This is a genomic window from Enterococcus sp. DIV0806c, from assembly GCF_051710905.1.
In the GTDB taxonomy this organism is placed as follows: domain Bacteria; phylum Bacillota; class Bacilli; order Lactobacillales; family Enterococcaceae; genus Enterococcus_B; species Enterococcus_B mundtii.
The window spans coordinates 66,612-79,710 of the sequence record NZ_JBIOLO010000001.1; the positions used below are offsets into that span (position 1 = coordinate 66,612).

Annotated in this window: 13 protein-coding genes; 4 read left to right on the top strand and 9 right to left on the bottom strand. The window is 35.0% G+C overall.

The features are described 5' to 3' along the window. Positions 1 to 169: 169 nt before the first annotated feature. The 3 genes from IGK77_RS00310 to IGK77_RS00320 are packed head-to-tail and all read right to left on the bottom strand — an operon-like array spanning position 170 to position 2,030. Positions 170 to 1,186, bottom strand: coding sequence for an ImmA/IrrE family metallo-endopeptidase (locus IGK77_RS00310; RefSeq protein WP_438712847.1), 1,017 nt, complete (start codon positions 1,184 to 1,186; stop codon positions 170 to 172). Next, positions 1,183 to 1,350 (bottom strand): helix-turn-helix domain-containing protein, encoded by a 168-nt coding sequence (locus IGK77_RS00315; protein ID WP_256209299.1) that lies wholly within the window; start codon positions 1,348 to 1,350, stop codon positions 1,183 to 1,185. The genes IGK77_RS00310 and IGK77_RS00315 overlap by 4 nt, the downstream gene beginning before the upstream one ends. 29 nt (positions 1,351 to 1,379) lie before the next feature. Next, positions 1,380 to 2,030, bottom strand: a complete 651-nt coding sequence (locus IGK77_RS00320) for a hypothetical protein (RefSeq protein WP_256209298.1) — start codon at positions 2,028 to 2,030, stop codon at positions 1,380 to 1,382. A 403-nt stretch (positions 2,031 to 2,433) separates the two neighbouring features. Here IGK77_RS00320 and IGK77_RS00325 point away from each other — a divergent pair, with 403 nt between their 5' ends. Further along, complete coding sequence (locus IGK77_RS00325) at positions 2,434 to 2,805, top strand: hypothetical protein (RefSeq protein WP_071867750.1); 372 nt, start codon at positions 2,434 to 2,436, stop codon at positions 2,803 to 2,805. A 903-nt stretch (positions 2,806 to 3,708) separates the two neighbouring features. Then, entirely contained in the window at positions 3,709 to 4,383 is a 675-nt protein-coding gene (locus IGK77_RS00330) for a hypothetical protein (RefSeq protein WP_438712848.1), read from the top strand. 255 nt (positions 4,384 to 4,638) lie between these two features. Here the strand turns inward: IGK77_RS00330 and IGK77_RS00335 are convergent, their stop codons facing one another. Next, on the bottom strand, positions 4,639 to 5,547 hold the full coding sequence (locus IGK77_RS00335) for an IS3 family transposase (RefSeq protein ID WP_218150058.1): 909 nt from the start codon (positions 5,545 to 5,547) through the stop codon (positions 4,639 to 4,641). Beyond that, positions 5,538 to 6,221, bottom strand: a complete 684-nt coding sequence (locus IGK77_RS00340; protein ID WP_438712849.1) for a transposase — start codon at positions 6,219 to 6,221, stop codon at positions 5,538 to 5,540. The genes IGK77_RS00335 and IGK77_RS00340 overlap by 10 nt, the downstream gene beginning before the upstream one ends. A gap of 212 nt (positions 6,222 to 6,433) precedes the next feature. Here IGK77_RS00340 and IGK77_RS00345 point away from each other — a divergent pair, with 212 nt between their 5' ends. Both IGK77_RS00345 and IGK77_RS00350 read left to right on the top strand, forming a co-directional pair. After that, positions 6,434 to 6,943 (top strand): RNA polymerase sigma factor, encoded by a 510-nt coding sequence (locus IGK77_RS00345; protein ID WP_218150062.1) that lies wholly within the window; start codon positions 6,434 to 6,436, stop codon positions 6,941 to 6,943. Positions 6,944 to 6,947: 4 nt separating this feature from the next. Continuing rightward, positions 6,948 to 7,961 (top strand): DUF4179 domain-containing protein, encoded by a 1,014-nt coding sequence (locus tag IGK77_RS00350; protein ID WP_074799958.1) that lies wholly within the window; start codon positions 6,948 to 6,950, stop codon positions 7,959 to 7,961. A 331-nt stretch (positions 7,962 to 8,292) separates the two neighbouring features. Here IGK77_RS00350 and guaA read toward each other — a convergent pair whose 3' ends face one another. The 4 genes from guaA to IGK77_RS00370 form a co-directional block, all read right to left on the bottom strand. Continuing rightward, positions 8,293 to 9,858, bottom strand: coding sequence for a glutamine-hydrolyzing GMP synthase (gene guaA, locus IGK77_RS00355; protein WP_071867748.1), 1,566 nt, complete (start codon positions 9,856 to 9,858; stop codon positions 8,293 to 8,295). A gap of 58 nt (positions 9,859 to 9,916) precedes the next feature. Beyond that, the gene (gene coaA / locus IGK77_RS00360) at positions 9,917 to 10,840 is read right to left on the bottom strand and encodes a type I pantothenate kinase (RefSeq protein ID WP_019723173.1); all 924 of its coding nucleotides are present in this window, start codon (positions 10,838 to 10,840) and stop codon (positions 9,917 to 9,919) included. 376 nt (positions 10,841 to 11,216) lie between these two features. Next, positions 11,217 to 12,137: a LysR family transcriptional regulator gene (locus IGK77_RS00365; protein WP_074799962.1), complete on the bottom strand. Its 921-nt coding sequence runs from the start codon at positions 12,135 to 12,137 to the stop codon at positions 11,217 to 11,219. A 153-nt stretch (positions 12,138 to 12,290) separates the two neighbouring features. Further along, complete coding sequence (locus tag IGK77_RS00370; protein WP_074799965.1) at positions 12,291 to 13,091, bottom strand: ABC transporter ATP-binding protein; 801 nt, start codon at positions 13,089 to 13,091, stop codon at positions 12,291 to 12,293. Positions 13,092 to 13,099 lie beyond the last annotated feature (8 nt).

The window sequence follows — 13,099 nt, forward strand, 5'->3', positions numbered from 1 at the left end:
CTTAAAGTAGCATAAAAAATAGTCTAGATGACCTATTTAGAATTGAAGTGAGCATTCAAAATAAGCCATCAAAGCTAAAAAGTATTTTTGGCTTTGATGGCTTATTATTGAAAAAATTACTTTTGGTAAATTTCATGAGGTAAAAAATTGCTAGAAAGTTTAACTGTTCCTATTTTCGATTAGGTGAAAAATGGATGATATTCGAATGATAATAGTCTGTTCGAACCGTATCATTGAATTTTGTTAAAAAGTCTTCATCAACACTGAGTAGGTTAGCTAGAAAAGAAAGCTCAATATTGTATTTATCCAAAAAATCAGTTAATAAAAGAAGTTGATTTTCAAAAACAAAGTGAAGAAGTGCGCGTATTTTACCAGGTTGAACAATTGGAATATCTTCATCTAGAGGTTCTTTATCGCGCATATTGTATTTATTGAGTGAAGCATAAAAATATCTGTTTTCCTCGAAACTAAGTAAGCCCAACTTATACGCACGGTACTCTAAAGCAATGATTGAAACCATATATTTCATTTTCATTTCCACATAAGAGTATGGGTACGATTTCTTCTTGATTTGCTTAAAATCATTGATAAATTCTTGTTCTGGAAGTAAGAAATAAGAGGCGAAGTCATTTGCTTCTTTTTCAATGACCTTATGTTCCTCTTTAGAAAGACTATCCATATCAATCAATCGATGCATTAAAAGGTGTCCTAGTTCATGTGCTAAATCAAAATTTCTTCTGACAGAGGATTTTTTTCGATTTCCTAAAATGATAAAGGGGCGGTTTTCTTTCGTCCAAACACTATAGGCATCAATCTCTGCGCCCATATTTTTTTCAAGAATCGAAATTCCAGACATTTCTAATTTATACAATAATTCTTTATTGTTCTTTATATTTAATTCAATTCTAGCTTTTTCTGCTAGATGTTGAATGATCATTTTTTTATCAGTAGTTTTAGAAGCGTTATAATAATCCTTTTCAGATGCTTGTCTTAAGTGATAGATTGTTTTTGGCGGTTCTTCCACATTCGCTTCAAATACTAAAATAAAATGGCTAACAAAATCTAAATACGTTGTTTCCATCTTTGCTTTTTTTCTAGCTTCACGATCTTCTGCTCTATAGGCGATCCGTTCAATTGTGGCTATGTTTTTGATAAAAGCTTCAGTATAAAAGAATTGCGGTTTCACAAAAAAATTTGTTTAAATTTATTTACGATCTCAAATTTAGGAACCGTATATCCATTTTCATACTGCCATATCGCTTGCTCGCTGACATTGACCAAATCAGCGAGCTCTTTTCTGGAGAGACCTTTTAACTCTCGAACAGCTTGTAATTTCTCTCCGAAAAACATGGTTAACACATCCTAACTTTTTAATTTCATTAATTTTCTTTTTCCTCTATCTCTACAGCGACAGAGAGCCCAAAAGCATTTGGTTCTCCGGAAAAGATTGTTTGATCGGTCGTTTTTTCTTCTTTGATGATCGCTACATCTTCATATGTAATCTCATAAGGGCTAGTAGCCATATAAGTGGATAAATCTTTTATCGAAACCAAACTCATTGTTTCACTATTGGGCATCATTAAGTGGATAGAGTCAATTATTTTGGTGTCGTCATTGATTTCGTATGTAACTATGTAAAAACGAGAACAAGCATGTTCAACCGCTAAAGAGCGACCTTCTTGGATCGCTTTTATTTCTTCGGGATAATTTAATTCTAATTCGATTTGCTCGTTTTTTTCTAAAAGCGTCAATCCTGTTTCTTTGAATGCGGGAAGATTAAGATCGGCTAAGTCTGTTAGGTAGTTTTTTTCTTTTTTTATCACGCCATCAAATGTTTGGCGGATTCGCCGAGAGTTCTTGACGATCAACATAAAAGTATCGGCTTCTTCATTTAGGGTGAACTGTAAATATTCCCAGGTATAGCCAGCTTTTTCAACTGTAAAATCAATGCCAACACTTTGTCCGATTTTTGCTACTTGATCATCAATATGATTCCCTTTCGTCCAAGCGTATGCACCGCTAACCAACATTTCCTTCTTCTTTGCTTTACGTTCATCAAGATAGTGTAATTATCCTTTCAAAGTGCCATCGACGATTGCTTGATAAATGCCTTCATTTAGCTGGAATACGTTCATAAAACCTCCCATTTTTCAATTGATATGAGTATTATACAATAATTCAAAAAGTAAAAACATTGATTTTTCATTTTTTTTAAAGTGAATGGGGAATATGACGAACAATTCTTTTTTTAGGTTATTTCTCGAAGTTAAGAACTTTTGTCACAACCTCATGTACAATTATGACTTCAAAAAGGTATTTTTTGACTAATATCGAAAACCATCGACAGAAAATGGTATAAGTGATGTATATCCACTTGTAAGAAAGTTAAATAGTTAGCCTATGCAAAACATCTATTTTGGAGTTGATGCGAACATGAAAATCATATTAAGTAATATATTAAGAAACGTGTTACTTGCTTCATATGTGAGTTTAATTGCTGTTGGAATTGCAAAAATATTTTCAAAACAAGAATTTGTTATATTGTACCCAAGTACTATTGGATTGATTTTAGGACTAGCTACATTAGGTGAACGAAGTATTGAACAAAAACTTGGCAAGCTCAAAGTGTTTTTACTGATGTTTCTTCTGTCATATACATTTGAAAAGACATTGGAATACCTGGATAGTATAAAAATCAGTATACCGCTTCATGAGTATCTATGGATAATGTTCGCAGCCTCTTTAGGGATGTGTTTCTATTATCTAAGGAATTACTTTGTAAAGCAGAGCAAAAATTTTAACTAATTTTAGAGCGAACTAGTCAAAGATGTTATAAAAAATAGCTGTTTCTGGAATAGTATATATTCGGTTTTGATGGCATAAAATGATTATTGCTCCAGAGGCACCTTTATTAGATCATCAACAATAGAGCTGGAGTAACGAGTACCGCCGCGATCACTGTTAGAGAGAAAGAAAAAAATGGAACTACAAGCAAGGATAATAATGTTGCACATTCTCAAAATACAAACAATAAAACAAGCAACAAAAATAATAATAAAAACTTACTCCACACTGGAGAGCAAACAAACCACATATGACAACTGGTTGGAGTAGTAACATTTCTTGTTTCATTAATCTATTTAACAAGAAGAAAGAAAGTCCAATAAGATGATCTAAGTAGATAGAATATTCAATCAGCTGCTAATAGACTAAAGTTGATTTCTATTTTTTGATCCTTCCTACTTTATTTGTAGGAAGGATTTTTTTGTATCTACTTGAAGAGTTTTAAAAATAGAAACCAGTTAATTGATTTTACAACACAGTAAAACAAATTAAAAATATAAATTTTAGTTATTTTATTATCTTCTAAGAGGGGCAAAAGTCTGTAAGAATTGCCAATATTTTTTATAGTCCTTGTGTTCAAATGTTTTGTTTATAAACATTTGAAATTTTGTGCAATTCAATTTGCATACGCAGATTCACAATTCTCATACCAAATGCCATTAAACACTTATTCACACAAAAAATATTCCTAATACTATGGTTAATGATAGTTTCTTATAAGCTTATCTTAAGTAATAGTTATTAAAAATATTTATTTTAAAAAAACATTAATAATTTTAAAATGAGTAACGGAAAAACTTATAATATGTATTAAGTAAGCGTTTACTAAATTATAAAAATTATTATGAGCTAGGAGAGGAATCTATGAAATGGAATAAGTTATTATTAGTAGCAACACTTATAACAGTAGGATTATTTATTGGAACTGGGAATGAGACTCATGCAGCGGAAAGGAAAGATAAGCCATTATCTGGTTCTGTTACTGAACAAGAAATCCAAAATAGATATTCAGATAATGCAAAAATTTTAATCCTTCCTGAAGGAGGATTTCTGCACGGTGAAATGATAGAAACGTCTATCAAAACTGGTAAAGTTGTAGCAAGTTATAACAGCGAAACTGATCCCAATGCTATAACATGGGGAGAAATAAAAGACAAATTAACTGATCAACTGTCTAAAAATCCAAATAATCCAGGCTTACTAGCAGGACAATTAAGGGAGGCTACACCACCCTCCACTGTAAGAGGATTAGCATATGGAGCAAGCTATAGTTCAAATCTATTTTCAGGAAGTGGTTGGAGATTTGCTGGTTACTTATTTAAAGCAATAAACTCTGTAGGTCCTTTATTGCGTTGGGAATCTCACAATGATAATGGAGTAATTGGGACGGAGACACAAGCATGGAATACACTTGATTCTGGGTATGCTGAAGGAACGCTAATTAATAAAAATGCCTATCTTTATTTAAATGGGACGAAATGTTACTATAACCATAATCCACAAAATGGTACCTATTACTGGGTAGGAAATGTTGATTAATGTGCCTATAAAAGTTATTTAAGTCTATTGGTAAATAATATTTATTCAGAGAAAATTTAAATATGATTGAAGACTGAGAGCTTAGATTGGTTGGCTCCCCGTCAAGTGGACATGGAAATATAATAAAATTTTTAGAGAGCTGTTTGCTAACTTTGTGGCAAACAGTTCTTTTGATTTTCATTGTTTAAACCTGATTGGTGTATTTCTTAGATGTGAGAAACAAAGGACATTTCACACATCTAAGAAATACGATTATTACGCTGCCATTAAAAGCTGTTGGTGAACTTGTAATGGAGTTTTAGATTTCAAGCATCGTTGATAACGGCCATTGTTATAGTAGTTGATGTAATCTTCGATCATCGATACGAGATCTTCGCGACTTGTAAATTTACGACGATAGTATTTTTCACGTTTCAATGTTCCCCAGAACCCTTCCATTGGCCCATTATCAATACAATGGGCAACACGAGACATGCTTTGTTTCATCCCTTGATTTTTGATTTTAGTTCTCATGTTTTTACTGGTGTACTGAAACCCTCGATCGCTATGTAATAGCGGATGAGCCTTAGGCTCAAGTCGAATCGCTTCGTCAAAGGTATCAAAAACCAACTTATTATCATTTCTATCGCTAATGATAAAAGAGACAATACGTCGATCTGCTAAGTCTAGAATGGCACTAAGGTAAATTTTCTTTACTTGGTTTTCTAGAGTGTACTTGAATTCACTGACATCAGTTAGCCATTTTTCATTTGGTTTATCTGCATGGAAATCTCTATTTAGATAGTTCTTGGCAATATGATAAGGATTATTGAAAGCTTTAGTAATTCCGTTTGGATGGTGTTTGACGGTAGATTTAATTTGAAGATTACGACAAATACGTAAGACTCTTTTGTCATTGACATGCAAACCAAAATCTTGAACCAAGTCGTCTCGGATTCTCCGATACCCCTTGTCATTATCTGCTTCATAGATGTATCTTACTAGGTCTGCCAAGTGTTCGTTAAAGATAGTTTGAGCTGATTTTGGTTGCTTTAACCAACGGTAATACGCTGATCTGGAGACGTTAAAAAAATCACACATTAATTTTATCGAATAATTTTTGAGATCGTGGAGTTCCTTAATTGCTTGGTATTCAAAGATATGACGGTTGAGGTCTAGTCCCACTTCCTTTCTAACTCCCTTACTTTTTTTAAGAGGTCATTTTCCATTTCTAATCGTTTGATTTTGCGTTCTTGTTCAGCCAGTCGATCACGCATTTCTTCTTCAGGTGTCCGACTGGGTTCTGTTCCAGCTCGATGTCCTCGGCGATCTTTTAGGCCGGCTTCGCCCATTTCTTCAAATTTTAGTACCCAATTACGTACCTGTTGGTACGATACCTGGTACTTGATAGCCGTTTTTCCATAGTTATGATCATGCACAATACAATAGTGGACAATTTCCACCCGTTCTTTGAAGGTTGTTTTTCTTGATTGACTCATTTGACTTCCACCGCTTCCTGTTTTGAAGTTTCTATGAGTATTATATATCTTTATCCAATCTCGTAGTTGTTTAGACTGTCTTAGTCCATATTTCTTAGTAATTTCCGACAGACTCCCCAAACCATTTAGGTAATCATTTACAGCCTGAATCTTTGTTTCAATCGTATAATGTGTATTCTTCCGTCTTGCTAATAAGCCAGTAGGTCCCCCATTCTCATAAAGCATAATCCAGTTTTTTAAAGCAGCCCAACTAATGCCTGCAGTGCGAGCTAAGCTGATAATACTGGCTTCACCATTCAAATAGCGCTCTACTAGTTCAACTCGTTTTTCTGGAGTGAGTTTCATCTTTCTTTTTGGCATACAAAATACCCCCTACACAGGACTTTTATATTTCAGTGTCCTATATAGGGGGAGCATATCATATCAGATACCTCTCAGTCTTTTTGTTATTCGATCCAACTTTTATTCAGCTGATTTGACAAGGTATCCATTGTTTAAGAAAAATTTTTTGAAAGGGAACTTTTTGCATGTTTTTTTGCTCTAATAGAGTAGATAAAGGTGGTGAATTTCTATTGTCAAGTGAAAAATGGCTAGTTAAAAGAGCTCAAAAAGGGGATGGGGAAGCCTTTGTAAAGTTAATAGAGCAGTATGAAAATGTTCTTTATGGGATAGCCAAAAGATATTTAGGTATAGAAGATGCAGCCGATGTTTTACAAGATACTATTTTAATTGCTTTTGAAGAAATTGGGAATTTGAAACAGCCTCAATATTTTCATACGTGGATAACAAAAATATTAATTAATCAGAGTTATAACCTGATTAAGAAAAATAATAAATTTTCCTATAACTATTCTGACCATCATCAAAAATTATTAGTAGAAGATTGTGAAGAAGGATTGGAACTTGAAAACTTTATTTCAAAGCTAGATCCGGTGTATAGAGTACCGATTTTACTTTATTATTACAGCGGTTTTTCATACAAAGAGATTAGTATTATTATTGGAGAACCATTAGGGACTGTGAAATCAAGAATTTTTAGAGGTAAAGCCTGGTTGAAAAAAGAATACACGAAAGGTGATTAAAAATATGAATGAAGATTTTGAAAAAGAATTAGCTAATCTAAAAAATAATGAAGAAAAAATACCTAGGGAAGTAAAAGAAAAAATAGATGTCGCGTACCAAAAAATCAAAACAAGTAGAAATAAGAAAAGAAGACTTGGAACAATACTAATAGCTAGTATAGCTGCGTTGGTTTTGATAGTTGTTTGCATCTCCCCAATAACACAAGCTGTTGGAAATTATTTGAAATTTGGGCAATTTACATCAAAAAAGTTAGTGGAAGAAGAATTTGTTCATCAACTAAATAGTGTTGTTAAAGACAACGAAATTGAAATCAAATTAGAAAAAGCTTACATAGACCAGAAACAATTAGGACTATATTTCATTATCAATCTTCCTGAAAAATCCAAGCTTGTGTCCTCAAGAATAGATTACTATAACCTAGGATTTTCGATCAAAGAAGATGGTAAAGTACTGTTTACAAACAACTCTACAGAAGATTCTCAAGTTGACTCGTATACATTTAATCAATATTTCGATGATTCCACAAATACTTTAGAAATTTCTTATCTAATAAATAGTTTCGAAAATGATTTTGATACTATGGAGGAACTGTCAGTTGAAATTAACAAAATAAGTGGAGTAAATCAAGGTGAAAAAGGAGCTGGGAAAGGATTTTCTAAGGTTGAAATATTAACTACGGAAGGTAATTGGCCTTTACCTGTAAATGTACAAGAAATGAAAAATTTTCAACCAATTGGTTTTACAGGTAATGTAATAGAAACTGGCAATAAAGCCTTTGGCAAAGCTTATCCTACAATGTTTGTTGTAGAAGCTGATCAGTTGAATGGTGCAAAAAATAGTATGGACATAAAACTCACCTATGAAAGTGAAGGTAAACTGAAAGAATCTAACTTATTGGAAAGTCGTTTATCTAATGAGGGTAAAGTACTTTGGTATTTTGATTTTATTGGATACGATGAGCAAGGTGTATTAAATGTCCAAATTGATGGTAAAGATGTCATTGTATTAAAAAAATAGGTGAATGAATTAGCCTTACTTTTTTACAAAGCTATATTTTTCAATAAAAACAGTGTTTTAAAAAGATAGATTATTGGTCTCATTTTTCAATGGACTTCAATTTGTGTGTTGAGTAGAACCTTTCCCATAAAATAAAGCAAGACAAAAGCTATAAAGACATATCTTTATGGTATAAACTTCTTGTTCAGAAATTTAGCTATGACACAACTATAAATAGTACATCAAAGAAACAAAGTTATTAAATGTACCTCTTTTTGTATTCCTTTAGTTACAAAACAAAAAAACCGTGGATCCCTTCATTAACAAAGGATTCACGGTTATTTTGATTATTCTATTCCCACTCCACAGTTGCTGGTGGTTTAGAGGTAATATCGTACACGATACGGTTCACGTGTGCGACTTCATTGACGATACGTACAGAGATTTTTTGTAGCACATCCCATGGGATACGTGCAAAGTCAGCTGTCATGCCATCGATCGATGTGACCGCACGGATACCGACTGTGTAGTCATACGTACGACCGTCGCCCATGACACCAACAGAACGGATACCAGGTAAAACAGTGAAGTATTGCCAGATGTCGCGGTCAAGACCGGCAGCGGCGATTTCTTCGCGTAAGATCATATCTGATTCACGGACGATCTCCAATTTTTCTTCAGTGATCTCACCTAAGACACGGATACCAAGACCTGGTCCAGGGAAAGGTTGGCGCCAAACGATTGAATCAGGCATACCAAGCTGTGTACCTAGTTCGCGGACTTCGTCTTTGAATAGTGTGTTCAATGGTTCGATCAATTCAAATTGCATGTCCTCAGGCAAGCCACCTACGTTGTGGTGTGATTTGATCGTTTGGGCAGTTTCTGTTCCACTTTCGATTACGTCGGTGTAAAGTGTTCCTTGTGCTAAGAAAGACACACCTTCTTCGCCGGCAAGCTTTGTTGCTTCGTCGTCAAATAAGTATACGAATTCGTTACCGATGATTTTACGTTTTTGTTCAGGATCAGAGACACCTGCAAGTTTATTTAAGAAACGTTCTCTTGCATCTACTTTGATGATGTTCAAGCCGAATTTTCCGCCTAAGCTTTCCATGACTTGATCCGCTTCGCCTTTACGCAATAGACCATGGTCAACGAAAATCGATGTTAATTGATCACCGATCGCTTTTTGTAAAAGGACACCAACGACACTTGAATCCACTCCGCCAGATAAACCAAGTAAGACTTTTTTATCGCCAACTTGTTCACGGATTTTTTCGATCTGCATGTCGATGAAATTGTTCATTGTCCAATTGCCTTCACAGTGACAGATGTCAAAAGCAAAATGACGTAATAATTCGATCCCATATTCTGAATGACGGACTTCTGCGTGGAATTGAATACCGTAGAAGTTACGTTCTTTGTCTTGGATCGATGCAATTGGGCAATCGCTACTTGTAGCAACAGTTTCAAAACCTTCTGGTACTTTGGTTACTAGATCCCCATGGCTCATCCAAACGGTTTGTTGTTTTGGTGTTTGGCTGAATAGTGCCGCATCATCGGCTGTTACTTCAAGCAATGCTTTGCCGTATTCACGGTTTTTCGCAGGCTCAACAGAACCGCCAAGTTTGTACGTGATCAATTGCATACCATAACAAATACCCAACACTGGAATTCCTAAATTGAAGATTTCAGGATCAATGCCAAAAGCATTCTCATCATAGACACTGTTTGGTCCTCCAGAAAGGATGATCCCTTTCGGATTCATGGCTTTCACTTCTTCAGCTGTAATACGGTGGCTCAATAATTCAGAAAAAACACCTAAATCACGGATGCGTCGTGTAATCAATTGATTATATTGACTACCGTAATCTAGTACGATGATTTTTTCAACGTTTGTCATATCGGCAACGTTCGTCACATTTATTACCCCTATCCCTTTAAAATTTATCTCAAAATAGTTGAACTATTTTAAAATGCTAATATTTTCGCATGAAAATCGAATCGATAATATGATTTTCAGTTTTATGGAGAATTATATCGGCTCTTCCACGAGTAGGCAAGATATATTCGTTTAAATTCTTCAAATTCACATTTTTCCATACATCTCTTGCCATTTTAAACGCATCTTCACGATTACCAATGGCAAATTGGTAGTAATAGTTTTGTGGATGTTGAAAAGCTGTATCAAGTAACGCGCCAAAGCGATCCAAATACCATTTTTCGATCAATTCAGAATCTGCATCAACGTAGACAGAGAAATCAAAAAAGTCACTGACGTAAATTTGTTGATTAGCTGGTAGTTGAAGCGTGTTGATTCCTTCGACGATCAAAATGTCCGGTTGTTGGATCAGTTCATATTCATCGGGAATAATATCATAGACATCGTGAGAGTAGACTGGAACTTTGGTTGTTTCTTGACCGGATTTCACTTGATTAAGAAAATCGATCAACCTTTCCATGTCATAGCTTTCCGGAAATCCTTTCCGGTCCATGATACCACGTTCTTTTAAGACTTTATTCGGATATAAAAAACCATCTGTGGTGATTAGCTGGACATTTCTTCGTTTGAATGTCCGAGACAAAATCATTTGCAATAAGCGCGCGGTGGTGCTTTTACCGACTGCGACACTTCCGGCAATCCCGATAATAAACGGTGGGACTTGAGTGTATTTATGAAGGAATAACCCTTTGCTCAGAGAGAGGGATTCAAACTCTTTCATATGCAGAAAAATCAAGTGCGCAAGTGGTACATAAATGTCGCGAACATCTTGCATGGAAATACGGTCATTCAAACTTTTTATACTATCTAGTTCATCTTGTGTCAATGGAGCTTGACCATTTCGGTAAAATTCGCGCCACTCTTCTCTTGCCACACGGTAATAATTCATTGGATCATTCATACATAGCCTCCTGGATTCTCCCATCAATGGACCTATTTTAACATAAATGCGTGTCAAACCCTACCACTTAGGCGAGAAACTAAATGGTTTTTTCTCATATCAAAGGATGGAAGAATAGGCGTTCTTTCTTTTTTGATAACTGAAAAGAGGCGAAGAGAATAGAGGATTGTATAAGAAAAAAGTAACAGTTTAACTCAAAGTTAGCTGAAATAGTAGGAATAGAAGTAACATTCTGGGAAATAAAACGACACCCACCAAAAATTGAAGAACAAATTCAGTGGATGCCGCCTTACTTTTCGAAGATAAATCTCTCTGGGATCTCTTATCGGTGTTCATTTACGACATTGAAATACTTGTTTTATTTTGATTTCAGTATTTATCGTTTTGGCAAGTAATAGGTGCCAGTATCAGCAGAGCCCATCATTTGTGTAGTGTGACATGTTTGATTGAAAATCGCTTGGATTTCTTTTTCAACCTCTGGATAGAAGTAAAAGTTTTCTGATTCACTGTTTTTATAAAGATAAAAATGAATGGTTGGAAATGTTGGCAGCGAGACAAAACAAACAGGTTCAATAGCTAAAAGTTCTTGCGCAAAGGTATTGGCTAATAGCATTCCTTTTCCTTCTGTAATCATTTTCGTTGCTCCTAAACTATCTGGACAGACGACATATTTTGGTTCATTGGTCAGCTGTTTGACTACTTTTTTTGTAATCACTTGATGTTCGACATGGTCGAGTAAAAAGATAAAAGGTAACTCTTCTAGTACTTCCGCGGATAATATCCCATCTGGTTTTACAAAATAGCTACTGATTGCAACTTTAAGTTCCAAAGTGGCTAACCTTGTTTGAATGAATTTGGGGTGATCTAAGGTAGCAGAAGTAATGGCAAAGTCGATTTCTTTCTGACTTAGTTTATTTAACAGATCCAATGAAGGAATATAACGGTAGTCGATCGTAAAGTTTTGATGCCGGCTTGGATATTTGTTTGCTTCAAAGATAAACGAAGCATCGCTTGTGCCGACACGCAAAGAAGGATAGTCTACTGATTCATTTAATGAGATATTCAATTTCTTCGCTTCCGCCAAAATCAATTCTACGGAAGGAAGGATTGCTTTTCCATGGGTACTCAATATGATCTTTTTCCCGTGACGCTCAAACAGATCTGTCCCGATTTCTTGTTCTAAACTTTTTAACGAACTACTTAACGAAGAAATACTAACATGGAGCTCTTTTGAAGCTTGTGAGAGACTATTGAAACGGGCAATCATATAGAAATATTCTAATTTTTCGATCGACATACAGCTATGCCTCCTTTATCATTCTATTCTCCTCTTAAATTTCTCATGAGCCTCTTAAAAAAACAATAGTTATGTTGAGGCGCACGTAGAGATTAAACAATCCTTAATAAATTGTGAAATAAATCACTATTCAATCCGATAGTTGAAGAGTTTCTACAGTTTTACTGTTTGTTGATTAGTTTGGATCCGAGTTAACAACTCTTCAGTTATTTCTTCCACCGCATTGACGATATTCTTGATCGAACGTTTATCTCGTGGAATATCGACTTTGTAGATTTTACCGATTCGGCCAGGATTTGCATCCATCAAGATGATTCGATCAGATAATTGAACCGCTTGTTGTACGTCATGAGTGATCATCACGATTGATTTTGTAGCGATTTGATTGCCTAACCAAATCGTTAATAAATCTTCTGAAAGTTGTTTCGCTGTTACGACATCCAACGCAGAAAATGGCTCATCTAATAGCAGTAAACTAGGTTCAGTTGCTAATGCACGAGCAAAACCGACACGTTGTTTCATGCCCCCTGATAACTCACGAGGGTAGGCTTTTTCATATCCTGTTAAGCCGATAAGTTCAATCAAGTTATTGACACGGAGCATCACTTGTTCTCTGGAGAGTTCTTTATCGTTTTCTAAACCAAATGCGATATTTTTTTCAACTGTCAACCAAGGGAATAAGGCGAAGTTCTGAAAGACCATACTCATATTGGCATCTGGCTGTTCGATACGTTTATTTTCAAAGATGATCCGTCCCCTCGTTGGTTTTGATAATCCTGCAATACTACGTAGTAAGGTTGATTTTCCGGCACCAGATTGTCCAACGATACTGACGAATTCATTCGTCTTTATAGTGAAATTGATGTCCTCCAAGACAGTCAACGGTTTTTTATTTTTGTCTAAATCAAAGGTTTTTGAGACAGTTTCGATGCGCAATAATTTATTGTTCTCCATCTTTTTTC

Coding starts and splice junctions, on each gene's coding strand:
- IGK77_RS00315 (WP_256209299.1), bottom strand. CDS start 1,350: ATGTTTTTCGGAGAGAAATTACAAGCTGTTCGAGAGTTAAAAGGTCTC.
- IGK77_RS00320 (WP_256209298.1), bottom strand. CDS start 2,030: ATGTTGGTTAGCGGTGCATACGCTTGGACGAAAGGGAATCATATTGAT.
- IGK77_RS00325 (WP_071867750.1), top strand. CDS start 2,434: ATGAAAATCATATTAAGTAATATATTAAGAAACGTGTTACTTGCTTCA.
- IGK77_RS00330 (WP_438712848.1), top strand. CDS start 3,709: ATGAAATGGAATAAGTTATTATTAGTAGCAACACTTATAACAGTAGGA.
- IGK77_RS00340 (WP_438712849.1), bottom strand. CDS start 6,221: ATGCCAAAAAGAAAGATGAAACTCACTCCAGAAAAACGAGTTGAACTA.
- IGK77_RS00350 (WP_074799958.1), top strand. CDS start 6,948: ATGAATGAAGATTTTGAAAAAGAATTAGCTAATCTAAAAAATAATGAA.
- coaA (WP_019723173.1), bottom strand. CDS start 10,840: ATGAATGATCCAATGAATTATTACCGTGTGGCAAGAGAAGAGTGGCGC.
- IGK77_RS00365 (WP_074799962.1), bottom strand. CDS start 12,137: ATGTCGATCGAAAAATTAGAATATTTCTATATGATTGCCCGTTTCAAT.
- IGK77_RS00370 (WP_074799965.1), bottom strand. CDS start 13,091: ATGGAGAACAATAAATTATTGCGCATCGAAACTGTCTCAAAAACCTTT.